The sequence below is a fragment of the Bacillus sp. A015 genome (genome assembly GCF_053851875.1).
The window spans coordinates 35,173-60,545 of record NZ_JBSPZB010000018.1 but is presented as its reverse complement, the minus strand read 5'-3'; the positions used below and the strand labels follow the sequence as shown (position 1 = coordinate 60,545).

Annotated in this window: 23 protein-coding genes; 6 read left to right on the top strand and 17 right to left on the bottom strand. The window is 40.0% G+C overall.

Annotated elements, in window-relative coordinates:
- Positions 1 to 59: 59 nt before the first annotated feature.
- The gene (locus ACSLGF_RS14520) at positions 60 to 428 is read left to right on the top strand and encodes a hypothetical protein (protein WP_456006640.1); all 369 of its coding nucleotides are present in this window, start codon (positions 60 to 62) and stop codon (positions 426 to 428) included.
- Positions 429 to 497: 69 nt separating this feature from the next.
- Here the strand turns inward: ACSLGF_RS14520 and ACSLGF_RS14515 are convergent, their stop codons facing one another.
- Positions 498 to 1,355, bottom strand: coding sequence for an SMI1/KNR4 family protein (locus ACSLGF_RS14515; protein ID WP_456006638.1), 858 nt, complete (start codon positions 1,353 to 1,355; stop codon positions 498 to 500).
- 109 nt (positions 1,356 to 1,464) lie between these two features.
- A complete protein-coding gene (locus ACSLGF_RS14510; RefSeq protein ID WP_456006635.1) occupies positions 1,465 to 2,439 on the bottom strand; it encodes a tRNA dihydrouridine synthase in 975 nt (324 codons plus the stop codon).
- Positions 2,440 to 2,697: 258 nt separating this feature from the next.
- Here ACSLGF_RS14510 and ACSLGF_RS14505 point away from each other — a divergent pair, with 258 nt between their 5' ends.
- Positions 2,698 to 2,847 carry a hypothetical protein gene (locus ACSLGF_RS14505; protein WP_456006633.1) on the top strand — a complete coding sequence of 50 codons (150 nt, stop codon included), beginning with the start codon at positions 2,698 to 2,700 and terminating at the stop codon, positions 2,845 to 2,847.
- Between the two features lie 250 nt (positions 2,848 to 3,097).
- Here the strand turns inward: ACSLGF_RS14505 and ACSLGF_RS14500 are convergent, their stop codons facing one another.
- The 8 genes from ACSLGF_RS14500 to ACSLGF_RS14465 all read right to left on the bottom strand — a co-directional run bounded on the left by ACSLGF_RS14500 (position 3,098) and on the right by ACSLGF_RS14465 (position 9,259).
- Positions 3,098 to 3,229, bottom strand: a complete 132-nt coding sequence (locus tag ACSLGF_RS14500; RefSeq protein WP_456006631.1) for a hypothetical protein — start codon at positions 3,227 to 3,229, stop codon at positions 3,098 to 3,100.
- The gene (locus ACSLGF_RS14495; RefSeq protein WP_456006628.1) at positions 3,219 to 4,352 is read right to left on the bottom strand and encodes a response regulator aspartate phosphatase; all 1,134 of its coding nucleotides are present in this window, start codon (positions 4,350 to 4,352) and stop codon (positions 3,219 to 3,221) included. Before ACSLGF_RS14495 ends, ACSLGF_RS14500 begins: the two co-directional genes overlap by 11 nt.
- A 246-nt stretch (positions 4,353 to 4,598) precedes the next feature.
- Entirely contained in the window at positions 4,599 to 4,907 is a 309-nt protein-coding gene (locus ACSLGF_RS14490) for a hypothetical protein (RefSeq protein WP_456006622.1), read from the bottom strand.
- Between the two features lie 79 nt (positions 4,908 to 4,986).
- A complete protein-coding gene (locus tag ACSLGF_RS14485) occupies positions 4,987 to 5,232 on the bottom strand; it encodes a hypothetical protein (protein WP_456006619.1) in 246 nt (81 codons plus the stop codon).
- 307 nt (positions 5,233 to 5,539) lie between these two features.
- Positions 5,540 to 6,184, bottom strand: coding sequence for a hypothetical protein (locus tag ACSLGF_RS14480; RefSeq protein WP_456006616.1), 645 nt, complete (start codon positions 6,182 to 6,184; stop codon positions 5,540 to 5,542).
- A gap of 93 nt (positions 6,185 to 6,277) precedes the next feature.
- The gene (locus ACSLGF_RS14475) at positions 6,278 to 6,685 is read right to left on the bottom strand and encodes a recombinase family protein (RefSeq protein ID WP_456006688.1); all 408 of its coding nucleotides are present in this window, start codon (positions 6,683 to 6,685) and stop codon (positions 6,278 to 6,280) included.
- A gap of 221 nt (positions 6,686 to 6,906) precedes the next feature.
- Entirely contained in the window at positions 6,907 to 8,289 is a 1,383-nt protein-coding gene (rlmD, locus tag ACSLGF_RS14470) for a 23S rRNA (uracil(1939)-C(5))-methyltransferase RlmD (RefSeq protein ID WP_456006614.1), read from the bottom strand.
- A 61-nt stretch (positions 8,290 to 8,350) separates the two neighbouring features.
- On the bottom strand, positions 8,351 to 9,259 hold the full coding sequence (locus tag ACSLGF_RS14465) for a diacylglycerol kinase (protein WP_456006611.1): 909 nt from the start codon (positions 9,257 to 9,259) through the stop codon (positions 8,351 to 8,353).
- Positions 9,260 to 9,439: 180 nt separating this feature from the next.
- Here ACSLGF_RS14465 and ACSLGF_RS14460 point away from each other — a divergent pair, with 180 nt between their 5' ends.
- Entirely contained in the window at positions 9,440 to 10,393 is a 954-nt protein-coding gene (locus ACSLGF_RS14460; RefSeq protein ID WP_099727351.1) for a nucleoside hydrolase, read from the top strand.
- A gap of 30 nt (positions 10,394 to 10,423) precedes the next feature.
- Here the strand turns inward: ACSLGF_RS14460 and ACSLGF_RS14455 are convergent, their stop codons facing one another.
- The gene (locus ACSLGF_RS14455) at positions 10,424 to 13,642 is read right to left on the bottom strand and encodes an efflux RND transporter permease subunit (protein WP_456006608.1); all 3,219 of its coding nucleotides are present in this window, start codon (positions 13,640 to 13,642) and stop codon (positions 10,424 to 10,426) included.
- A 131-nt stretch (positions 13,643 to 13,773) separates the two neighbouring features.
- Between ACSLGF_RS14455 and ACSLGF_RS14450 the strand changes: the two genes are divergently transcribed.
- Complete coding sequence (locus ACSLGF_RS14450; protein WP_099727353.1) at positions 13,774 to 14,619, top strand: TetR/AcrR family transcriptional regulator; 846 nt, start codon at positions 13,774 to 13,776, stop codon at positions 14,617 to 14,619.
- A gap of 179 nt (positions 14,620 to 14,798) precedes the next feature.
- Here ACSLGF_RS14450 and gatB read toward each other — a convergent pair whose 3' ends face one another.
- The 3 genes from gatB to gatC are packed head-to-tail and all read right to left on the bottom strand — an operon-like array spanning position 14,799 to position 18,005.
- Positions 14,799 to 16,229 carry an Asp-tRNA(Asn)/Glu-tRNA(Gln) amidotransferase subunit GatB gene (gene gatB, locus ACSLGF_RS14445; protein WP_456006605.1) on the bottom strand — a complete coding sequence of 477 codons (1,431 nt, stop codon included), beginning with the start codon at positions 16,227 to 16,229 and terminating at the stop codon, positions 14,799 to 14,801.
- Positions 16,230 to 16,242: 13 nt separating this feature from the next.
- A complete protein-coding gene (gene gatA / locus ACSLGF_RS14440; protein ID WP_456006603.1) occupies positions 16,243 to 17,700 on the bottom strand; it encodes an Asp-tRNA(Asn)/Glu-tRNA(Gln) amidotransferase subunit GatA in 1,458 nt (485 codons plus the stop codon).
- A gap of 14 nt (positions 17,701 to 17,714) precedes the next feature.
- Positions 17,715 to 18,005: an Asp-tRNA(Asn)/Glu-tRNA(Gln) amidotransferase subunit GatC gene (gene gatC / locus ACSLGF_RS14435; protein WP_191097643.1), complete on the bottom strand. Its 291-nt coding sequence runs from the start codon at positions 18,003 to 18,005 to the stop codon at positions 17,715 to 17,717.
- A 411-nt stretch (positions 18,006 to 18,416) separates the two neighbouring features.
- On the opposite strand from gatC, the gene putP reads away from it, so the two are divergent.
- Both putP and ACSLGF_RS14425 read left to right on the top strand, forming a co-directional pair.
- On the top strand, positions 18,417 to 19,898 hold the full coding sequence (gene putP, locus ACSLGF_RS14430; protein WP_456006601.1) for a sodium/proline symporter PutP: 1,482 nt from the start codon (positions 18,417 to 18,419) through the stop codon (positions 19,896 to 19,898).
- Between the two features lie 169 nt (positions 19,899 to 20,067).
- On the top strand, positions 20,068 to 20,760 hold the full coding sequence (locus ACSLGF_RS14425; RefSeq protein ID WP_024424547.1) for an MgtC/SapB family protein: 693 nt from the start codon (positions 20,068 to 20,070) through the stop codon (positions 20,758 to 20,760).
- A 232-nt stretch (positions 20,761 to 20,992) separates the two neighbouring features.
- Here the strand turns inward: ACSLGF_RS14425 and ACSLGF_RS14420 are convergent, their stop codons facing one another.
- The 3 genes from ACSLGF_RS14420 to ligA all read right to left on the bottom strand — a co-directional run bounded on the left by ACSLGF_RS14420 (position 20,993) and on the right by ligA (position 25,338).
- A complete protein-coding gene (locus tag ACSLGF_RS14420; RefSeq protein WP_456006599.1) occupies positions 20,993 to 22,000 on the bottom strand; it encodes a phosphotransferase enzyme family protein in 1,008 nt (335 codons plus the stop codon).
- Positions 22,001 to 22,128: 128 nt separating this feature from the next.
- Positions 22,129 to 23,316 (bottom strand): CamS family sex pheromone protein, encoded by a 1,188-nt coding sequence (locus ACSLGF_RS14415; protein ID WP_456006597.1) that lies wholly within the window; start codon positions 23,314 to 23,316, stop codon positions 22,129 to 22,131.
- A 15-nt stretch (positions 23,317 to 23,331) separates the two neighbouring features.
- Positions 23,332 to 25,338: an NAD-dependent DNA ligase LigA gene (gene ligA / locus ACSLGF_RS14410; RefSeq protein WP_456006595.1), complete on the bottom strand. Its 2,007-nt coding sequence runs from the start codon at positions 25,336 to 25,338 to the stop codon at positions 23,332 to 23,334.
- Between the last annotated feature and the right edge of the window lie 35 nt (positions 25,339 to 25,373).

The following is a 25,373-nucleotide window of genomic DNA, read 5'->3' as shown; positions in this document are numbered from 1 at the left end:
CGCATTTTCTTCCGATAATAGAAGTGTAGCAATGATGAATAGTAGAAGGAGTGAAGAAAATGTCAGATCAACAGCACAATGCAGCCCATGAAGAAGAGGAATTTAATGTATATGAAATGCTTCCACCCGCAGGAACGATCATTGGAGAAGCAACAGAAGAAGAAATGGAAGCTGCGGCAGCACTAGAAGTGAGACATGTCGCATTCATGCGCCTGCAAGACATGTACATTCAATTTGATGGCTCATCTTACAAAGAATTATTAAAAGACTTCCAAGAATTCGAACTCGATTCCACAAAATTCTGGAGAGCCATCGCCAGACGCCTGCAAGTCCCATACGAATGGCCAATCCGAGTCGACCACGCAAACGGCCCAATTTATATTGGTGAAACAGAAGATAGCCGTGAAGTTGAGGAGAGTGCAGAGTAAGGAATTGGTGACCCCCTTGTTGGTGAGGGGGTCTATTTATGAATATCATATCTCATTAAAAAGAGAGCCTTATTGCTCTTCTAAATCAAATTCCAACCATAATGATATACTAAAAGCGATTTCATGCATTTCTTCTATTTTTGATTGATTCAATTGCTCCGCAAAACGACATGCACTTTGAAAAATATCGTCATTCTGCTTAATCACCACAGCATTCAGTGTAAGGATCGTACTGAGCGCCCAGCCAGCAGTTACTAACATATTTTCGTCTTGAATGGAGTTCATAAAAGTTTCTACTTCTGAAAAAAACCACTTGATATCATCAATTTGTTCTACATGAAAAAATACAATATTCTGAAGTGCCTCAGGGTCTCGAGTCTTCAATATTTCTTTCACTTCTTCTTTTGATAGAGGTGGATTTTGCTTTTCATATTCAGCCTGCCACTCTTCATCTGACATCTCATCTTCTTCGCTATCTTCTGCGGTATAATGCCTCGCAATCAATTCATCAAACGAATCCGCTAATTTGAAATCTGTCTCATATTCTAAATCAAAGTAATGAACCAGTGGATGTTCTTTTGTTTCTCTATAGTCCAATGCAATCCACGTATGTCCATCTCCACAAATAAGCACAAGCCCCTCAGGCAATTCCCATTCTTCTATTAAATAATCACTATCCATGATGCCTTCGCCTTTGGCAATTCCTCTTAAATGGTTGAACTGTACATGATCCTCTGCCCATCCATTTGGCTGGTCCGTTGGAAAGGCGTTATGCAGGGTATACCCGCCATTTTGTTCAAGGATGAGCTTCTTATATGTATCCGGCAGCATGACACCTAGCTTTTTTTCAGCTGCTAAAATTCCTTTTTCATTCATTTTCTTAAATGTTTCTTCACTTTCTATGTCTTTATCCCAGAATGGTTTCAATATAAATACCTCCAAATGTCATTTCTATCTCATCTTACCATTTATTTGAACTAGTTTAATAGTCCTATTACAAAGAAAAAAGAGAAGGGCCCTCCCTCCTCTTTTTTCATCATGATTGTTCTTGATTTCTCGCTTCAAATTCATCTAGCATTGCACGCACTTCATCTGTTGACGATGTGTTCATTAATTGATTTCTTAGGAAGCTCGCTCCTCTGAATCCTTTGACATAAATCTTAAAGAAACGGTGCAGTGCTTTGAATGGTCGCAAACCTAGTGATGAATATTGGTCATGAAGATCAAGATGCAATCTTAATAGCCCTAACAGTTCATCACTCGTATGCTCCTTCGGCTCTTTTTCAAAAGCAAATGGGTTATGAAAAATCCCGCGCCCAATCATCACACCGTCCACTCCATATTGCTCAGCGAGCTTTAAGCCCGTTTGTCGATCAGGAATATCACCATTAATGGTCAAAAGGGTATGTGGTGCTACTTCATCACGAAGCTTTTTAATCTCTGGAATGAGCTCCCAATGCGCATCCACTTGGCTCATTTCCTTTCTTGTGCGAAGGTGAATCGATAAATTCACAATGTCTTGCTCCAATATGTGTCTTAGCCAGTCATGCCATTCATCGACCTCTGTAAAACCAAGTCTTGTTTTCACACTGACAGGTAATCCACCTGCTTTCGCAGCTTGAATCAGCTCTGCTGCAACGTCAGGACGAAGAATTAATCCGCTGCCCTTCCCGTTTTGTGTGACATTCGGAACAGGACAGCCCATATTAATATCAAGCCCCTGAAATCCTAATTCCGCCATTCCAATGCTCATTTGTCTAAAGTTTTCAGGCTTGTCTCCCCAAATATGAGCAACAATCGGCTGTTCATCCTCCGTAAACGTTAAACGCCCCTTCACACTTTGAATGCCATCAGGATGGCAATAGCTCTCACTATTCGTAAACTCTGTGAAAAACACATCCGGTCTCGCCGCCTCACTCACAACATGACGAAACACAACATCTGTCACTTCTTCCATTGGTGCTAATATAAAAAATGGCCGTGGTAAATCACGCCAGAAATTTTTACTCATCTTTCATCCAATTCCTCTCATGACATAGCGCCTAAAGGGCATGTCCATATATAAATTCTTTCAGCAATTTTTATCATTATATACTTTACTAAGGGCACAATGCAAACACCCGTTCTTGATGTTGAAAACCCTATTATAACAGGCTTTCATCAAATCTAACTATAATCAACCATTGCAAAGTCTTGCAATTAAAAGTATTCTTTTGGGGGAAGTTTGGGGGAGTATTTTTATAACGGACAGACGCAAAAGGAGCACAAAATGAACATTAACAAAATACGATCAGCACTATATAAAATATCAAAAATTCTTGGTGACGTAAATGCCGTTCAAAAAGGAACAAGCGGAAAACGGATCATGCAACGAGCAGCGGAGAAAGCAACCGGCAAACTAATAAAAAAGATATTCTAATAAAATAGCCTAAAGTGGTGATTTCATGAATGATCTTGAAAGGAAGCTATACAGGATCATCTATAATAAATATGAGTAGGTTCAGAAAAAAAACCTCGATGGAAGACCTAAAAATAATAAAGGTAAAGACGAACAATCTATAAGAAAAGTAGTTAAAAATCTTGTGTCAAGAAATGAACTGGCATGGGATAAAGAGAAAAAGGAATGGCGGTTCAAATAAAAAAGAAGCCCCCGAAAAGGGCTTTTTTAATTAAGCAAAATAACCGATACTTGTTGTATGCCCCCGTTGGGCTTCATTATGAGTTTGATTTAACGAAACATAACTAAAAGCACCTAACACACTGACAATTATTAATACGGCTGTTACTGACTTAAATTTCATAAAGACAGTCCCCTCTCTTAATTTGGTGTTGGAAATAAAGAATCTTCTCATAAAATTCGTTTGCGTGCTCTTTATCTCCTGCCTTATTATAATGCTTCGCTGCATCTTTCGATAAATCTTCAAGATTCGCATAAAAAGATTTTGATTCCAAATAAGCCATTGCTTCTTTTATACGACTAACATTGTTTTCTAAATATAATGATCTCAATATAGTGAATGTATTTATAAATATGTCATCTTTTAATTTTTCAGCTAATTCAATCCCGTTGTTTAAGGCATATATCCCTAAATCATTTTGATCAGTTTTAAAGTATGATTTTGTCAACATAACCATCGGATCAAGAATCTTATTTAAATGCTCATATCCTTGTTCTTTAAATGAGTGGATAGATTCATTGAAGTATTTAATAGCCATTAATAGTTCATCATTGTGGAAATAACTCAACCCTATATTATAAAGCGCCGATCCTTTTAATCTTTTTGTTGAGTTGTCAGCAGCTTTTTCTAGTGCGTATTCAAAATGAGGCGTTGCTTTTTCGGGGCAACCCATGTCAATATAATTTAATCCAATAACAAAAGAACACTGTATCTGCCTAACAGTATAAGTATTCTTTTCTTTGTAACAATCTATTGCTTGGGCTATATGGTGCATAGACATGTGGTTTTGCTTCATGTGGTAATAGATTTCTGCAATCTTGAAATTAAATTCGGCACGTTCAATATCATCACTTACAAGAGAAAGCTTTTTTTCTGCTCGTTTGTAGAAGGTAATGGCATTGAGGTATTCATAGTTTTCAATTTCATACATTCCATAGAAAAAATTAAAATAATAATCAAGTAATCCTGTTAACTTCTCTTGATCCTTTTTTATCTTCATTGCTAATTCTCTAATATCGGCACGCTCTTTTCCATTTTCCAATGGATTCAAATAATCCAGCATTAATTTATGTCGGAACTCCATGAGTGAGAAATATAATAATAAATCTTGGTTTTCCTCCATATTATTGAGCAAAGATTTTATTTCTTCTTTATATGCTTCGGCATCCGGTACGTTAAATCTTTGAATGTGATAATACCATTCATTAATTTTCAACCCGACATGAGAAGAAAGCACTTTCTCCATAAGACCCTACCCCTTCCTTTCTATTCCCTATAATGACATATATTATCATTTTCAGAATAATTCCACACCGAAAACAAACCGCAATTTATGTTTACATATGAAAATGACAAAAAGTCGAATCGTGGTTAAATTGAAAGGGAATTGACTAAATTAAGGGGATTTTAAGGTAATTTGGCTTGTTCACAATTCCTTTTATATGTACATTTGTAATTAAATAAAATGGAAGTAGATGGTAAATGAATAGCCCTATGACCACTTTTCGGGCATTTCCTCCAAAAAATTCAGTAGCTTAGGCTCATGAATTTCTGAAATTGCAAATTGAATGAAATCTATATCGTCAGTGCCGGGGAAACAAAATAGCTGGATACTATAATTTGATGTGTTTTCACCTAGTAAACTTGCTATTTTCAAAGCAATATCAACATTTTTATAATCAACTCGAAAAATTATTTTCCCCCCGGAAGTATGAAAGTCTTGAATTGCATTTTCAGTTTCTTTTTCTGGGTTCACCATTAAGTCGAGAAAAGTCTTTAATTTATTCGCATGTTTAATCATCTTTGTTTATTACCTCCTAAATTTTCTATGAATTATAACTCAAAAATAAACAGATAGTGTTTTATTGATTTTTAAAGCATTATAAATTTTCTATCAACTTATCCTCATCATATTTTAAATAAGAAAAATAGCTTTTTTCTTTCTCAGTCGTTGTAGAAATGTCCGTTTTTACTTCTTGGTTTTTATCAACTTTTTTATTTTTCTCAACTATACTAACCTTCTTTGGTGCTGGGATAGAATTCTGCATTTTCTCCTTATCAATATAAATCATGTTGGTATCTTCTTTATTTGGTAATTTTGGTTGGAGTGTCTTTTCATTTCCCATGTAAAACTTGCTCCAATATGATTGAGTTGGTAATGGGATATCATTATCAACTCACACTTTTTTGAGCTTATTATAAGGTACGTCTAATTCTTTTGCTGTTTTCGATATTCCTATTGACCAGAGTTTTTCATACAAATCCTTTCTAGCTATTGATAACATAATTTACTGCCTCCTAACACCCTTTATTTCATTTTATAACTACAGGAATTTCCAGTCAATTTAACACAAACAAAACTCATGCCATATTTGACATGAGCTCGTAAAATAATTAATTTAAACTCTCTTTTCACTCTATTGAGTATTAATCTTATATACCAAGATCACTTCTCATACTATCAATTAGATTTCTACGGGAAATATGAATAATATTATTTATCGGATCACTATCTTCTCCTGCATTTCGCCCCGATATAAACACATTATGAATAACCACCTCAAATTCTACAAGACGATTCCGTACCTCTTGTCCTGCATAAAGATCAAATGCTACTTTATCACCTTCACAAAAAAGCTTATACTTATCTCTAGCAACATAATATTCCTCTTTATTCTCTAATATCTTATTTTTTGCATATTCCCGATTTGATATTTGAATTTCAATATCACTTTTTCGTTCATAATCTATATTTACAGTATTTAATTGATTCTTATAATCTTCAATTTGATAATCTAGACTTCTTAGAACAGCATCATAGTATTCCATTGAATAATTTGGAGAATACTCAACATGTTTCAGAATATCATTCGGTGATGAACTTGGATAACGATTAATAATAGAAATTAATGTTTTATAAACATCACTTAAATTTTCTTTTTTGGATTGAAGTGTTTTTTGATGTGTTTCAAATTTGCTTCTAATCACTTCTATATAAACATTTACAATCAGAGCAACTATAGTCACTGTTAAAGTTGCACCTGCACTAATAAGAGCTGTTATCATTGTTTCTGACATTATAATACCTCCATGCTTTATTATCTCTTTGTTTTCGAACTATACTTACTACTAATAATAGCTGGATGGTTATTTTCAGATATATAATGTACTTCATGTTCTCCAGAGTTCAGCAATCTTACAACACATATATTTCTCATTGCTTAACATGACATCGATTGTTCTTTTGCTCCATTCCTCTTTTCCAGTAGGCGGTTTGATTCCTAGTTTTTCTAACTCTTTTTTTATGCCAATAATGCTATTATGTAAGTACAAATCAAAAATTAATCGTACATTTTCAGCTTCATCATCTTTAATAATCAACTGTCCATCTGTGTCATTTTCATAGCCATAACATTTTCGATTGTAAAGCTTAGAAGTTCCCTGGGCTGCATGGTGTTTATATCCACATTTAATATTTTCACTTCGAGATTCATTTTCTACCTGTGCAATGGATTCGATAATTGAAATCATTAATTCACTATCCGTATCAGCAGTATCTAATCCTTCTTGTTCAAAGATAACACGAATAAAATTTTAGACTAACCAACATTAAGTTCCTTTTAAGCAATGTTGGTTAGTCTAAATATATCACGCTTTATACCATTCATCTATTCTGTCAACTCAACCCTAAGTTTTAGCGTTCGGGAGCAATTGTTGCACATGGATTTACTTGATATTTTGATGTAAATAACTTCTCCCAAATAACTGAAAAACCTTATTCTTCAACACTTCAACTATCCTTACTCTTTCACCCTAGACATTGACGCTACCAACTCCACATGATTTGTATGCGGAAACATATCCACAGGCTGCACTTCCTCTGTCACATATCCACCATCTTCAAGAATACGCAAATCACGAGCAAGCGTCCCTGGGTTACAGGAAACATAAACAACACGATTTGGTTTCATCTTTAAAATCGTGTCAAGCAGTGCTTCATCACAGCCTTTTCTTGGCGGATCGACGACGAGGGTGTCTGCTTTGATGCCTTCTTTGTACCAATTCGGGATGACGGTTTCTGCTTCGCCAACTGCGAATTCAACGTTGTTGATCTCGTTTAAGGCAGCGTTTCGTTTTGCATCTTCAATCGCTTCTGGCACTATTTCAACGCCATATACTCTGCCTGCTTTTTGTGCAAGAAATAAGGAAATCGTGCCGATTCCGCAGTACGCATCGATGACGGTTTCTTCGCCTTGCAGCTCTGCATATTCAAGGGCTTTATCATAAAGAACCTTTGTTTGGGCTGGGTTCACTTGATAAAACGAGCGGGCTGAAATAGCAAATTTGATGTCGCCAATCGTGTCATAAATGTATTCTTCTCCCCATAAAACGGTCGTTTCATCACCGAAAATGACATTTGTTTTCTTTGAATTCACGTTTTGCACAATTGACCGAACGTGCGGGAAGCGTGCTATAATCTGCTCAATCACCTGCTGCTTTTGCGGAAAATCAGTCGTTCTTGTCACAAAAACAACCATCATTTCACCAGTTGCGATACCGTAGCGAACCATCACATGACGCAGCCAGCCTTTGTGCCGCTCTTCGTTGTATGCTTTTATGCCGAACGCATTGCATATGTCTTTTACTGCCTGTACCACTGCATCATTTTCCGACTGCTGGATCAAACATTTTTCCATATCAATGATTTCATGGGTACGCTGCTGATAAAACCCTGCAACAAGTCCGCCTTCTCGCTCGCCAACTGGAACTTGTGCTTTGTTTCGGTAATTCCATGGGTGTTCCATGCCGAGTACAGGATGAACTTTTACACGGCTCATATCAAGCTTGCCGATCCGCTCTAATACGTCCTTTACTTGTTTCTGTTTAAATTGCAGCTGGCCTTCATAGCTCATATGCTGAATTTGGCAGCCGCCGCACTGCTTGTAAATGGGACAAGGCGCATCTTGCCTGTGCTGACTTTCCTTTGTCAGCTCCATGAGTCGTCCAAAAGCAAATCCTTTCTTGACACGTGTGACTTTTATTTTTCCTTGTTCGTCAGGAAGGGCATTCGGTACAAAGACAGGGAATCCCTCAATTTTCGCTACACCTGCACCTTCGTGCGTTAAGTCTTCGAAGGTTACATTATAGTATTCATTCTTTTGAACTGGGGGTTTCATTTTCACCAATTTTATCACCTCATTTGCAAAGAAAAACTTGGTCGCCATAAGGAACCAAGTTCAATCTCTACCCTATTTTTTCAGCTGTTGCTTTTGGCATAATAAATTCAATATGGCGATACAGGTTTTCAAATTCACCTGGCAGCATGCCGCCGTATTCACCATCTAAATTGAGTTGCATTTTATCTTTTACATCTACTTTGACGCGATTCGCTTTTGCGTAGATGACATTGTTATCATGAATATGCTCGCCTCGAAGTGCAAGGCTGGCCACTCGAATGGCTTCTGCTAGATTGACCTTCTTTAAAATAATTAGGTCAAACATCCCATCATCTAGAATGGAATCTGGTGCTAGCTTTTCAAAGCCTCCTACTGAGTTTGTTAGTGAAACAAGAAACAGCATGATTTCTCCATGAAATAATTTGCCGTCATATTCAATTTCGACTTCTGTCGGGCGGATGGAAGGTAGCATCTCCATGCCTTTTAAATAATAAGCAAGCTGTCCAAGCATTGTCTTCAGCTTACTAGGCACCTCATATGTCAGCTCTGTTAACCGGCCGCCGCCAGCAATATTAATAAAATAATGGCCATTGACTTTACCGATATCAAGCGGCTTTGCTACACCATCAATCATGGCATCTGTTGCTTTTAAAATATCTTCTCTTGGAATTCCAAGTGCTCTTGCGAAGTCATTTGTCGTTCCAACTGGAATGATTCCTAATTTTGGTCTTTTATCAAGCGGTGCTAGTCCATTGACGACTTCATTGATCGTGCCGTCTCCACCTGCTGCTACAATTAAATCAAAATCTCTCTGTGCGGCTTTTTCTGCTGCTTGTGTCGCATCTCCTGCACATGTCGTTGCATGACAAGATGTTTCATAGCCAGCTTGTTCAAATTTTTGCAAAACCTGCGGTAAATTCTTCTTGAAGAGTTCACGCCCAGATGTCGGATTGTATATAATTCGAGCACGTTTCATTCATCATCATCCTATATTCATTATGCAATCTATTTTCACCACTAACAACCTTTAATTATACTATGAGTTTTGAAAATGGCAACAGAACAACCACCTAATATTTGAAATCTCAGGCACGTTTCCCTCAACAGATAAGCATTCTGATAAGATAAAAGAAAACGATGAAAAGGATGGTATGCCATGAAAAAGCCTGTCTATTTCAATCATGACGGCGGTGTGGATGACCTTGTCTCCTTATTTCTGCTCCTTCAAATGGAGCATCTGAAAGTCATTGGGCTGTCTGTGATTCCTGCTGATTGTTATTTAGAGCCTGCGCTGAGCGCATCTCAAAAAATCATTGACCGATTTAGCCCTTATGAAATTGAAGTCGCTGCTTCAAATTCTAGAGGCGTGAATCCATTTCCAAAGGAATGGCGCATGCATGCCTTTTATGTAGACGCACTGCCGATTTTAAATGAAAAAGGCGCTGTTGATACGAAAGTATCCAAACTTCCAGCACACCTTCATCTAATTGAAACTGTTAAAAAGGCAACAGAGCCTGTCACCCTGCTCTTTACAGGACCGCTCACAGACCTAGCACGCGCTTTAGAAGAGGATCCCTCGATCTCTAATAAAATTGAGAAATTGGTGTGGATGGGCGGCACCTTCCTTGAAAAGGGCAATGTAGAAGAACCCGAGCATGATGGAACAGCAGAATGGAATGCCTTTTGGGACCCTTATGCTGTCAGCACTGTTTTCCAGGAGCGCTTTCCTATTGAAATGGTCGCACTTGAAAGCACGAATCAAGTCCCGCTTACACTTGATGTACGCCAGCGCTGGGCTTCCCTTCGCTCTCATATTGGGATTGATTTTATCGGACAGTGCTATGCCTTTTGTCCGCCACTCATTCATCACGAAACGAACTCAACTTACTACTTATGGGATGTGCTGACGACCATCACTCTTGCTTCCACCTCATTTACCCGTTCAAAGGAGATGAATGCGATCGTTTACACCGAAACACCAAAGCAAGGTCGTACCGAAGAGCATCCAGATGGAAAATCCATTCAAGTTATTGACCATGTCGATCGTGATGCCTTTTTCCAAGCGTTTGAAGAACTCATGAGAAAAGCTGTTTGTCAGATTTCCACATAAAAAAGCCCCGCCAATGAGCGGGGCTTCCTCTTACTCTTCGTCTGCGAACTTTTTCTTACGTCTAAACTTGCTTAAGGTTTCATACACGATTGGAACGATGACCAATGTGAGAAGTGTAGAACTTGTTAATCCACCAATAACGGTTACACCAAGTCCTTTTGATACGATCTGGCTTCCGCCTTCAAAACCTAATGCGAGCGGCAATAATGCACCAATCGTCGCAAGTGCAGTCATTAAGATTGGACGTAATCTTATTGTACCTGCTTCAAGTAAAGCTTCTCTTGTTGATAGACCTTCTTGTTCTTTATGAATCACTCGGTCAATCAAAACGATCGCATTTGTCACAACGATCCCGATCAGCATGAGCAATCCAATCATGGCGTTTAAGCTGATGGTTTCTTTCGCTATAAACAATCCAGCGAGTGCGCCAATAATCGTAAATGGGAGCGAGAAGAGAATCGCAAATGGTGCAAGACCTCCGCCAAATGTGATGACGAGAACGAGATACACAATGGCAATGGCTGCAAGCATTGCTAGCCCAAGCTGTGTAAAGGATTCCTGGATATCCGCACTTACGCCGCCTGTGTCAATCGTTACGCCAGATTTCAAATCAAGCTTGTCGACTTTCTTCTGAACATCTTGTGTCACACTTGATACGTTGTCTGTTGTCATGTCACCAGACACTTCTGCGTAGATTTTTCCATCACGCTTTGTCACCGTATTTGCTGTTGAGCCATCCTTCACTTTAACAACATCACCAATTCGGACTTGTTGCCCTGTCGGTGTTGTGATCTTTTTATTTTCTAAATCTTTTTTGCTCTTATATTCATCTTTTTCCGTTTGAAGCTTCACATCAAGTTCTTTGCCGTCCTCTGTTACTTTCGTCAGTGTTGTTTCACTGTTTTGAGGAGCAATCGCCTGTGCAATTTGTGAAGCAGTTAGACCTAGCTTCGCCAGTTTTTCTTGATCTGCATTAAACGTATATTCGTCATATTTCTCAGATAAGCTTGTGCTGACGTTTTTCAGGTTTTTCTCATCTTTTAAAATGTTTTCGACATCTTTTACTGTGCCTTCAATATCACTTGCTTTATCACCGTACACATAGTACGTCACCGTATTGCTTGCGCCAGCAGAAGAGAAGTTTTGTGATTTCCATTCCCCTTTAGACGCTTTGTCTTGCAGGGCTTTGACCACGCGATCTTTTTCTTTATCAAAATTCGGTGTGTCCTCATCATATTGTATAAAGAATAACGCACCGTTAGAGTTGCCTCCTACACTTGCTGTGAGTGCATTTGAAGATCCTAGTGAATATTGAACCGTGTTAACATGGTCACGTTTTATTAAGTATTCTTCTGCTTTTTTCGTTTCATCTATTGCTTGTTCTCTCGTTTGCCCTGGTTCAGGTGTATATGTCACCATCGCCGTCTTTTCTGCTTCCTGTGGTAAGAAGCTGACACCGACAAGTGGTGCTAAGAATAAGCTTCCGACAAGCATGAGAATCGCAATTCCTGATGTGATCCATTTATGGTTGAGTGTCCAATTGAGTACACGTCTATAACCGCCGGCAAGCTTGCTTGGTTTATGTTCTTTTACCTTTTTCGCTTGTCCATACAGATTCTTTTTAAATAGACTGTGTGCCATCATTGGAACAATCGTAATGGCTACTACCAGTGAAGCAAGTAAAGCAAACACAATCGTTAATGCAAATGGGATGAATAGTTCACCAATCATTCCACCCACTAGTGCTAACGGTAAGAAGACCGCAATTGTGACAATCGTCGAAGACATGATCGGGATAAACATTTCTTTTGTGGCTTCTCTGACGAGTGCTTTCCCCTTTAACGGTTCATCCTTTAACGCCATTCGCCGATAAATGTTTTCTATGACCACTATGGAGTCATCGACCACACGCCCGATGGCGACGGTCATGGCACCAAGTGTCATGATATTTAGTGTGATATCCAGTTGATTTAATATTAAAACTGCAATCAACAGAGATAGCGGAATTGAAATAACCGAGATTAATGTTGATTTGATATCTCGAAGGAACAATAGAATGATAATGATCGCAAAGATCGCTCCGATGATGGCTTTGTTCAGCATTGTGCTGACAGACTCTTTAATCGGTTCTGCTTGATCATATGTGGTACTTACTTTGATTCCTTTGTTATCTTTTTTGAATTTCTCAAGCTCTTTTGTGACTTCTTCTGCCACACTCACTGTGTTGGCGTCAGAGCCTTTTACAATTTGCAAACCGATACTGTCTTTTCCATTTGTTCTAGAAATCGATTCTGCGTCCTTCACGACTTTAATATCCGCAATCTCAGAAAGCTTGATTGTCGGCAGCTCTACAGATTGACTGCTTGCTGAACCTCCACCTGTTTGCTGCTGAGCTGCTGCTTGCTGCTGACTTGCACTTCCAGCCTGCTGCTCCGCACTTTGCGCACCTGCATTTCCTGAGCCGTTAGAAGGTGCTCCAGCGCTTCCCGCACCGCCGCTAGCACCTGGTGTGACTGGAATTCGCATGTTTTTCAAATCTTTGACGCTTAAAATATTGCCGTCCACGACAACTGATTTTTGCTTGTTACCGAATGTGTATAAACCTAATGGTACATTCACATCAGAGCCTTTGATCATGTTTTGGACGGTCTCTTCATCTAAACCGTATTCTTTCAATTTCTTTTGTTTAAAAGAAAATTCTACTTCTTTGATTTGCTGTCCTGAAGCTTCGACAGAAGATACGCCATCTAATCCTTCAAGTGAAGGAACAAGGTCACCTTCCACCTTTTTCGTCAGTTCTTCTAATGATTCTTTATCACCAGATACACTGAGTGCCAATATTGGAACCGCATTGATACTAAAGCGTGCGATTTTTGGTTTTTCTGCATTTTCCGGAAAATTGATATTAGTAATGGCATCTTCAATTTCCTTCTTTGCTTCATCCATGTCTTTGTTGTAATCGTACTCGACCTGGATCGATGAGGCATTTTCAAAGGAATTGGATGTGACCACCTTGACCCCATTGAGGTTTTGAATAGACTTCTCAATTGGATCGGTCACCTTATCTGATACTTCGTCCGGCGTTGCGCCAGGATACGTTGTAGAAACCGTAATGACTGGAGTGTTGATATTCGGGATTGATTCTTGCTTCATATTCAATCCGGCATATAGACCAGCAACTGTTACGATAATCGTCATGAGCCATACAGCGAACTTATTCTTTAATACAAAATTGATGATCGAATTCATTATGTCCTCCATTTTCCTTTATGTATTGACTGACTGGTCATTCTATATCATAATAAACGGTGATATACAATGCCGTCAACCATTTCACTTGCGTTTGACGTAACATTCTAAAGCTGAAGGGGCCTTATTTCATGAACGAAAAAAAAGAAAAAATCATTAAAGCAAGCATCCAGTTGTTTGCGAAAAAGGGTTTTTCTTCTACGACCATTCAGGAAATTGCAGATGAGTGCGGAATATCGAAAGGCGCGTTTTATTTGCATTTCAAATCAAAAGAACAGCTTTTCAATCGAGCGTTTGAATATTATATCGACACTTCTATGCAAAGTATTGAAAAGATTCGAAAAGAAAATCAACATCTTGCGCCTAGAGAGATCTTTCAGAAACAAATCGCTGAACAGTTCCAGCATTTTGCCGAGAACAAGGACTTTATCATTTTGATCCTCAGCGAGAACATTATTCCGGAAAATCAGCAAATTAAAAAGCATTCTAAAACTGTGAAAAAACAAATGAATGATGAAATACAAATTTCCCTCTTGGCTACTTATGGACAACAGATTGAACCTTATATAACTGACCTGTCAGTCATGACCCAAGGGATCATTCAATCATATGTGCAGTTACTACTTTTACAAGATCATATCCAATTATCATTTGATGAGCTCTCTTCCTTTATTCTCGATCGGTTTGATGATTTGGTTCAAGGACTGCTTCGTTCTAAGACCAAGCCGATTCTGAATCAAGCCATTTGGGAGGATGAAGCGCCGAGTGCCGTTTCTCTTCAAGAGGAGCTTCGATTGTTAAAGCTTGAGCATCTTCTTTCTGACGATACGCTCGTATCTATCGAAGTGATTGAAGAAGAACTGGCGAAAGATGAGCCTCGTAAGCCGGTCATTCAAGGGATGCTGACAAATTTAGACATGTGTGAGGACCCTGCCGTCCTAAGAGTAGTGGAACAATTGAAGCTGTTTCTTCAATAACATTACGTGCCGTTTTTCAATTTAGTTCACCTTGATCCCCTTCAAATATGTCTTTCGCTTATGCTTCATTATAAGAAAAGAATCTCCGAATTGATATACGGCGGTGGTCTGAATCTATGATACGACCCTGTCATTTCAAGCAAAAAAACCGCCTCTTCTCTGAGACGGTTTTTTGCCATTTAGCGTTTTTTGATTTCTTCGAGAAGAATCTTGTTGACCATCGGCGGGTTTGCTTGTCCCTTCGATGCTTTCATGATTTGTCCGACTAAGAAACCAATGGCGCGGTCTTTTCCATTTTTAAAGTCTTCAATGGATTGCGGGTTGTTATCAAGTGCTTCTGTGACAAGTTTGAGCAGAGCACCTTCGTCTGAAATTTGGATAAGCCCTTTTTCTTTGACGATTGTTTCTGCATCTCCCCCATTTTCGATCAGCTCTTTGAATACCTTTTTGGCAATCTTAGAGGAAATCGTTCCTTTTTCAATGAGTTTGATCATGCCAGCAAGCCCTTGAGGCGTTAGTTTTGTATCGTCCAGCTCTTTTTGAGCAGCGTTTAAGTAGGCAGATACTTCACCCATCAGCCAGTTCGATGCTTGCTTCGCTTCTGCACCTTCTGAAATGGTCGCTTCAAAGAAATCAGACATTTCTTTTGTCAGCGTCAGAACCATCGCATCGTATGCAGGCAGTCCAAGCTCATCGATGTAGCGTTTGCGGCGCTCGTCTGGAAGCTCTGGGATCGATGCTCTGACGCGCTCTTTCCATTCGTCATCAATGTACAGCTCCACCAAATCCGGTTCTGGGAAGTAGCGGTAATCATCCGAGCCTTCTTTGACACGCATAAGGATCGTTTTTTTAGACGCTTCGTCATAACGGCGTGTTTCCTGCTCGATCAGACCGCCAGAAAGCAATACTTGCTCTTGACGTTTCTCTTCGAATTCAAGGCCCTTTTGTACGAAAGCGAATGAGTTCAAGTTCTTAAGCTCTGTCTTTGTACCAAACTCTTCACGGCCGATCGGACGAAGTGAAATATTGGCATCACAGCGAAGTGAGCCTTCTTCCATCTTACAGTCAGATACGCCTGTATATTGAATAATGGATTTTAGTTTTTCTAAGTAAGCATACGCTTCTTCTGGAGTGCGAATGTCTGGCTCAGATACGATTTCAACAAGCGGTGTGCCTTGACGGTTGAAATCGACTAGTGAATATCCGTCGCCTGTGTGCGTCAGTTTACCTGCATCCTCTTCTAAATGGAGACGGGTAATACCAATTCGTTTTGTTTTGCCGTCTACTTCAATTTCAATCCAGCCGTTTTCACCGATCGGTTTATCAAATTGTGAAATTTGATAAGCCTTTGGGTTATCAGGATAGAAGTAGTTTTTACGGTCAAATTTTGTGTCTGTTGCGATCTCGCAGTTCAGCGCCATTGCCGCTTTCATCGCAAAGTTCACCGCTTCTTTGTTCAGTACAGGCAGTACGCCAGGATAACCAAGATCGATGACACTTGTTTGTGTATTGGCAGCTGCACCAAAAGGTGTCGGCGAGCTTGAGAAGATTTTTGATTGTGTTTTTAGCTCTACGTGGACTTCAAGTCCAATTACCGTTTCAAAGTTCATTCTGGTTCACCCCTTACAGTTCAGGTTTTGCTTTATGATGATCTGTTGCTTGCTCGAAAGCGTGAGCCACGCGGTAAACTGTTCCTTCGTCAAAGTGCTTGCCGATGATTTGCAGCCCTAACGGAAGACCGTTTGCAAATCCACAAGGCACACTGATTCCCGGAACACCTGCAAGGTTAACAGGGATCGTTAAAATGTCGTTTGCATACATGGTAAGAGGATCGCTTGTCTTTTCACCAATGTGAAATGCAGGAGTTGGTGTAGTTGGTCCTACAATGACATCATACTTTTCAAACACATCTTCAAAGTCTTTTTTGATCAATGTACGGACTTTTTGCGCTTTTTTATAGTACGCATCGTAATATCCTGAGCTTAGAGCGAATGTGCCAAGCATGATGCGGCGCTTCACTTCGTCGCCGAAGCCTTCAGAACGTGTATTTTTGTATAAATCAATCAGATTGTCTGCGTTATCTGTACGGTAGCCATAGCGGATGCCGTCAAAACGTGCAAGGTTCGCAGATGCTTCGGAAGAAGACAGTAAGTAGTAAGTTGCAAGCGCATATTTAGAATGCGGAAGAGACACTTCTTCCCATGTCGCACCAAGTCCTTCTAATACTTTTAGCGCTTTGAGAACAGACTCTTTTGCTTCCTCGCCAACACCTTCTCCAAGATATTCTTTCGGCACTGCAATTTTAAAACCTTTGATGTCGCCAGTTAATGAAGAAAGGAAATCTGGTACATCAACATTTGCACTTGTTGCGTCCATTTGATCGACGCCAGAAATCGCTTGAAGAACATATGCGTTGTCCTCTACATTACGCGTAATCGGCCCAATTTGATCTAATGATGAAGCAAATGCGATTAAACCGTATCTGGATACACGGCCATATGTCGGCTTAAGACCAACAACCCCGCAGAATGATGCCGGCTGGCGAATGGAACCGCCTGTATCTGATCCAAGGGAGAATGGTACTTCACCTGCTGCAACAGACGCTGCAGAACCACCGCTTGATCCACCTGGAACTGTGTTCAAATTCCATGGGTTTTTCGTTGCTTTGTAGCCAGAGTTCTCCGTAGAAGATCCCATCGCAAATTCGTCCATATTTAATTTACCGATGGTGACAGCTTCCGCCTCTCTTAGACGGTTCACAACGGTTGCATCATAAATTGGATCAAAGTTTTGCAAGATTTTGCTTGATGCTGTTGTACGTAAATCCTTCGTCACGATGTTATCTTTCACACCGATCGGCATACCGAACAATAGACCAAGCTCGTCCTTTTCACCAACTGCCTCGTCCAATTCCTTTGCATACGCACGTGCTTTCTCTTCGTCCAGTGCAAGGAATGCTTGTACTTTCCCGTCTACTTCATTGATTCGTTTATAAGACTCGTTCACTAAATCAGAAACAGACAGTTCCTTTTTATGTAAAAGCTCTTTTAATTCAGAAATTTTGTGATCAAACAGTGACATGTCTCCGGCCTCCTTTAGTCCAAAATTGATGGCACACGAATATAGCCGTCTTTATGATCAGGCGCATTTTTCATGACTGCCTCAATTGAAAGACCTTTATTCGGAACATCTTCTCTCATGACGTTTTTCATTTTTAATACGTGTGTTGTTGGTTCAACGTTTTCCGTATCTACCTCGTTTAACTGCTCTGCAAATGAAATGATGCTATCAAGCTGTTCTGTAAACATCTCAGCTTCTTCTTCTGTAATAGCAAGCCGTGCTAAATGCGCAACGTGCTTTACTTCTTCTATTGAAATTCTTGACATGCAGGTTCACCTCCAAAAATGATACGTGTTGATAGTCATGATCATAAGTCATATACACTTTATCATATCAAATTTTACTGTTCTAAAGCAACTTTACGCGGGTGCGGTGAAAGGCCGTTTCTCTTGATACGTCATTGTCATCCAACCAGTGACTAAAATATTCATTAGGCGGCTTTTATTTTTTCAGAAAATTTTTACTTTTATTTATTTTTGTAAACGCTTACACATAAAGGCTTATCACCGATCCGTGCACTTTTTCATAAAAGTGGAGAGGTTTAAGAAGGTTGATCACTTGGGTATACTCTGATAGGTTAAGTAACCATAGCAGTGAGCAGACAGACCAATCGGATGTTCTGTGTATATTTTGAATGAGGTGATGTCAAATTAATACGAAAAAGGTGATATGGAAACATGAGTATTGAAATTGGAATATCTTTATCTATTTATTTTATTGGAATGCTTTCTATTGGCTGGTATGCATTTAGAAAAACAAATGACTTAAACGATTATATGTTAGGCGGACGCGGGCTAGGTCCTTATGTGACGGCTCTATCTGCTGGCGCATCTGATATGAGTGGCTGGATGCTTATGGGACTTCCAGGCGCTATGTATACAACTGGTCTTTCATCTGGATGGCTTGCTGTTGGTTTAATTAGTGGGGCTTACTTAAATTATTTATTCTTAGCTCCTCGCTTGCGATCGTATACAGAGGTTGCTGATGATGCGATCACCATTCCAGACTTTTTTGACAAACGATTTGAAGATTCATCTACTTTATTGAAAGTTGTCTCAGCAGTCATCATTATGATTTTCTTTACGCTTTACACCTCATCAGGTATGGTATCAGGCGGACGCTTATTTGAATCAGCGTTTGGAACTCATTATATGTTTGGCTTAATCTTAACCTCTAGTATTGTCATTTTGTACACACTATTCGGCGGCTTTTTGGCAGTTAGTTTAACTGATTTTGTTCAAGGCGCCATTATGTTTTTAGCATTAGTGCTCGTGCCGATCGTTGCCTTTACTCAATTAGGTGGACCTGTTGCCACGTTCCAAGAAATTCAACAGATTGACCCTAAATTGCTTGATATTTTTAGAGGAACGAGCGTCATTGGCACTATTTCCTTCCTCGCTTGGGGACTTGGTTACTTTGGACAGCCGCACATTATTGTTCGATTTATGGCGATTACGACTGTAAAAGATTTAAAGCCAGCACGTCGTATCGGTATGAGCTGGATGATTGTGTCTGTCATTGGCTCACTATCTGTCGGTTTAGTCGGTGTAGCTTATGTTCATGAAACAAGCACCACTTTGGCAGACCCTGAAACTATCTTCATTGTGTTTTCTAAAGTGTTATTTCATCCGTATATTACTGGATTTTTACTCTCTGCCATTTTAGCTGCGATTATGAGTTCAATTTCTTCTCAGCTGCTTGTCACTGCAAGTGCAATGACAGAGGATTTATACCGTACGTTCTTTAGAAGAAAGGCTTCTGACAAAGAGCTTGTGATGATTGGACGTATGTCTGTACTAGTCGTTGCAATTGTTGCCCTTTGTCTATCTCTAAACCCAAGTGATACCATTCTTGACCTTGTCGGCTATGCTTGGGCTGGATTTGGATCTTCATTCGGACCAGTGATCTTATTATGTCTATACTGGAAGCGAATGAATCATCATGGCGCTTTAGCCGGAATGGTTGTGGGGGCTGTTGTCGTCCTAGTGTGGATTTCAACAGGCTTGAATAACACAACTGGATTGTACGAAATGGTTCCAGGTTTTATTTTAAGTGGTTTGACTGCTATTACTGTCAGCCTCTTAACGAATAAACCGTCTAAAGCTTCTAAGAAGCTTTTTAGCAAAATGGAAAATCATCTTGAAGACGAAACAAAATAACAAGAAATGAAGAGTCATCTGCCTTATGCGGATGACTCTCTTTTTCATTTAAATAAAAAGCTTTTCTTTCTTTCGAATCTGAATAAAATAAAAGTTGTGCAGCCATATGGGCTGTGAGAAGATCATATACATAATGTGAAACGTACATGAAGTGAAAGGAGCGATACGCATGTTTTGGACAATTGAATGGGATACTGTCTTAAAATTAGCCGTGGCCACCTTAATCGGGTTGATCATTGGTCTAGAACGCGAGCTTAAGAAAAAGCCGCTCGGCTTAAAAACGTGTATTGTCATTGCTGTCAGCTCCTGCGTATTAACCATCATCAGCATTGATGCAGCCTACAATTTCCCTCGAGTCTCTAAGCTTCAAATGGACCCACTCAGGTTACCGGCGCAAATTATATCTGGTGTTGGTTTTATTGGAGCAGGTGTGATTCTGCGAAAAAGCAATGATGTCATCTCAGGTCTCACGACTTCCGCGATGATCTGGGGAGCAGCAGGACTTGGGGTTGCAACAGGTGCAGGTTTTTATAAAGAAGCCTTCCTCAGTCTTTTCTTTATTCTGATCAGTGTTGAATTTTTACCATGGCTCTTCCAGCGAATCGGGCCGATTCGCCTGCAGGAAAAAGAAATCCGCATCAGAATGTCACTTTCTGATCGAAACCGGATGACAGACATTTTAAAAGAAATGAAAGCACTCAATATTCGCATTCATTCTGTTCGAATTGATGATTTAAAGGAAAAGGACTATCCGATCATGGAAGTACGCGTTCGTGTGCATAAAGACCGATATACAACCGATGTGTACTTTGATATTAAAGATCTAGAAGGCGTTGTTGGCGTGAAGTGTGATACGGTATAGGAAAACCCCCGTTTGGGACTGACCCCATAAAGTGAGACAAATAAAAAACACCTTTAAGTTGAAAATCGGGTATAGAATACCTGAAAACAATTTGGAGGTGTTTTTCTATGGGCTCAAGAGTTAGTTATTCAATTGAAATGAAACAACCAGTCACCAAAAGAGTTTCGGCAACTGGCTGTTTCATAAAGATGTTTTGATTCCTGTCTCAAAAACGGGGGTCAGTCCCGTTTTTTTATTGGGCAAGCTGATGAAAATCAAAAGGCGTGATTGGTGTTTTTTGTTCAATTTCCTTTCGAAAACGTGTCAGCATAGCCTTTTCGTCAGAAGTCATTGTTTGGAGATCAAATGCTTGATGTAAAAGCCCATAAATAAGCATATGACGGAGCATGAGAAAATCAGGTATTGTTGCCAGCCACGCGTCATCAAGCTCATTCTCCTGTCGATAGCCTTTTAGAAAATGACTCATAAATTCTGCAGTAAATTCAGCTTTATCCCCATATGGAATCACCGGATACCAAAGAACATTGTATAGCAAAATACTAATATCATTGATAAACCAGTGATATCCAATATCATCAAAATCAAATGCAATAATTTCCTCTTGATGATAATGGAAGTTTCCGTGATGTAAATCGGCATGCACCAGTCCGTAGACATCCTTAGAGATTCGGAGCTGGTGAAGCTTTTGCATCAATTCATCTTTTCTCCGCAAAACAACCGTTTGATCAGAAGGAATATATTTATCAAGCTTTAATTGCTCCTCTTCATACCATTCTTGACGCTTATAGCGAGGATCTTTCACTTGATATCGTTTTGTTGTTTGATGCATGCGCCCTGTATAGGCACCTAACGCTTCAAACAGCTTCCCATTCCAATCTCCTTCATTCACTTTTCTACCAGGTGCTTTTTCATACACACGGAGTAAAAATGCGCCTCCGGCTTGATCAGGAATGGTTTCAACGTCTTTTCCTCTTGCTGATGAAATCGGTTTTGCTACTGAGATCCCATGATGAGATAGGTACCGAAGCCAGTCCATTTCTCCTAAAATATATGTGGGTGAACGACGAATGGTATGGGTGATTTTTAATATATAATTCTCCCCGTTCATTGCCTTATATTCATACACATAATTTTCTGCATCGGCTAGAAATGTGACTTGGTCTAGCTGAAAATCATACAAGTGAGCCGCTTTCTTTAAGACTTTCTGTTCATCATATCGTGCTTTTACTTCTTTATGCATGCTGATTCTCCTTTTATCGTCTTTTTAAATATTCATGACGGTAATCAGCATTATACGAGCATCAACATACCAGCCTTTCCTCTTGGATTCTACTTCTATTTTGACAAATGTTTAGAAATACCTTTTATTTAATCATATATATGGACAGTTGGCTCTTTATCTTCAGCATTTTTCGTGATCAGGGCTTCTTGTTGATCAGAAGACGTGATGTTGATTTCTATATTTGTGCTCTTATAGTAGTCCATCACTTCACCTGTTAAATATTGCGTGAAAGCCACGACTTCCGTTTTTCCGTAGAACTGCATTGGAATTTCTACTTTCATTTTTTGCAGATTTCCGTTTTTATAGAAACCTTTTCCTACCACTCCAGTGTAATTTGGGAAGTAGTCTTCTACCTTTGTCTTGAAGCGGTCAAATCGCTCTGAATCATCTTTGTAGTTACTTTTCGCATTATCTGAAGGGAAGAATACATTCTCTTCTTCGATCGTATCCCAATTGCCGATATCAGCTGAGCCTGCTTTCACATCGGTTTTGGCGATAAAGTTTCCTGGTACAATCGACGATTTTGGCGCTTGTTTATAAAGGGCAATCATGACAGGCACTTTTTGCAAACCGTCCATTTGACGAATTCGTTTGATCACTTGCTCAGCGATTTTTTCGCCCTCTGCTAAGAGCTTCTTTGAATTTTTCGATGAATCGATAGTCACCTCTTGCTGGGGATCACCGATATTTTCACGATAATAATAGACAGAGTTCAGTGCAAGACCAATGACGACTCCACCAAGCTGTAAGCTATTTTTGTCTTTTCGAATTAAGTAATTATGCTCTAGCATCGAAGCTAAGTATATTGGACTATTTTCGTTTTTTGACTTTGTTGAACCTGAGTTTGGAAGAGCAGGGTTTAAGCCTAGGTTCTTAAAGTCTTTATCTTCTTTTTCAGCTTTTTTCAGATCACTACCTGTTTTTTTGCGCGCGAGCCAGCTGAGAACGGTATCCTCATCTAAATGCTGTCCTTCTTGGAAAAGATAGTCGTTTGTATTAAATGACTCTGTTGCCAGGCGCATGAGTCCTATTTCAAATTCATCAATATCCAAGCGTGTATTGAGACGCTCTGCTGTTAATCCTCTTGCAGCCCCTTGTTTAAACGGCAGCACCATTTTGTAATAGGAGTCAGAGATATTGTACATCGGGATGATCGCTGTTTCCTTCGTTTCATCCGTTTTTTGTGTGACCTCTTCCTCGTCCTTTCCCCCAAAAGGTGCACACGCTGACAGTACCAGTGTGAGCATTGTCATCAGCAATAACAACTTTTTCAATAGAAAACACTCCTCTTATTTCTTTAGCTCCTCGAGCATTTTAGCTTCGTCCCAAATTTCAATATTGAGTTCTTCTGCCTTTGTCAGCTTACTACCAGCTGCTTCTCCGGCAATGACTAAGTCTGTTTTTTTACTCACACTACCTGCTAATTTGCCGCCTAATGCTTCGATTGCTGCCTTTGCATCGTTTCGAGACATTTCTGCTAATTTCCCTGTAAGCACGATTGTTTTTCCTGCAAAGTAGGAATCACTTTCTTCTGCTTTCACTGGCTTTGGCCCTGTGTAGGTCATATTGACCCCAAGTTCTTTAAGTTCATTTAGCAGATCCAGTATTTCTTCTTTCTCAAAGTAAGTGACGACTGCATCGGCCATTTTTTCACCAATTTCGTCAACTTCGAGTAATTGGTCTTTTGTCGCTTGCTTTAATTGATCGATGTCCTCGAAATGCATCGCCAAGGTCTTCGCCGCTTTAGAACCAATAAATCGAATGCCGAGACCAAATAGTAAACGCTCAAGAGAGTTTTCTTTCGATTGCTCAATCGAACGCAGTAAATTATCGACAGATTTCTCGCCCATTCGTTCGAGCTGAATGAGCTCTTCTTTCGTTAATCGGTAAAGGTCTGACACACGAGACACGAGCTGTTCTTTGAAAAGCTGTGTAATGACACGCTCGCCAAGACCATCAATGTTCATCGCATTACGAGAAACAAAGTGTATGAGTCCTTCACGTATTTGTGCGGGACATTCTGGATTGATGCATCGCAGGGCGACTTCCCCTTCGATCCTCACCAGCTCACTATGACACTCTGGACATTCAGTTGGCATGTGAAACGGCTTTTCTTCCCCAGTACGTTGATCGACAAGTACGCCTGCTACTTCCGGAATAATATCGCCCGCTTTCTTCACAATCACTTGATCAAATAGGCGAATATCCTTTTCTTTGATCAAATCTTCATTGTGAAGAGAAGCACGCTGCACGGTCGTCCCTGCTACTTTTACAGGCTCAAGAATCGCTGTTGGTGTGATAACACCTGTACGCCCCACACTCAGTTCAATGTCAAGCAGCTTCGTTACGACTTCTTCTGCAGGGAACTTGTACGCAACAGCCCAGCGCGGACTTTTTGCTGTAAAGCCAAGCTCTTCCTGCTGAGCCAAGGAATCGACCTTGATGACAATTCCGTCGATTTCATAAGAAAAATCGGCACGCTTTGTTTTCAGTGTTTCGATGAGATCAATCACTTCTTCAATCGTTTGGCACATCCGTCTTTCTTTGTTGGTTTTAAAGCCAAGTTCGTCGAGAAGATCGAGTCCCGCGCTTTGCGTTTCAACACCGATTTCATCAAGCTCCGCTATACTGTAGACGAAGATATCAAGGTTTCGTTTCGCTGCAATTTTCGTATCAAGCTGACGAAGTGAGCCCGCAGCCGCATTACGCGGGTTCGCAAACGGCTCTTCTTCGTTTTGTAATCTTTTTTCATTTAATGCTTCAAAAGAAGGTTTTGGCATAAATGCCTCCCCTCTCACTTCAATCGACAGAGGACGATTGATTTTGAGCGGGATGGAGCGAATGGTTTTTAGGTTTTCTGTAATATCCTCACCCGTTGTCCCATCTCCACGTGTGGCACCTTGGACAAACACTCCATTTTCATAACGGAGAGAAACAGCGAGTCCGTCAATTTTCAGCTCGACATTGTATGCGATATCGTCACCGACTGCTTGACGAACCCGGCGGTCAAAATCAAGAAGGTCCTGTTCATTAAACGCATTCCCAAGACTGAGCATCGGTGTGCCGTGACGTACTTTTTGGAAGGCATCTAAAACAGCACCCCCTACTCTCTGTGAGGGGGAATCGGCTGCTTTTAAATCAGGGTGTTCTTCCTCTAGAGAGATCAGCTCACGCATCCGCTCATCATATTCAGCGTCAGGAACACTTGGACGATCAAGTGTATGGTATTCGTAGTTGTATTGATTCAAAATCTGGTGCAGTTCCTCGATCCGGCGTTTCGCTGCTTCTTTATCCATCTGCTTCTTCCTTTCACTTCATCCGTTTTGTAAGT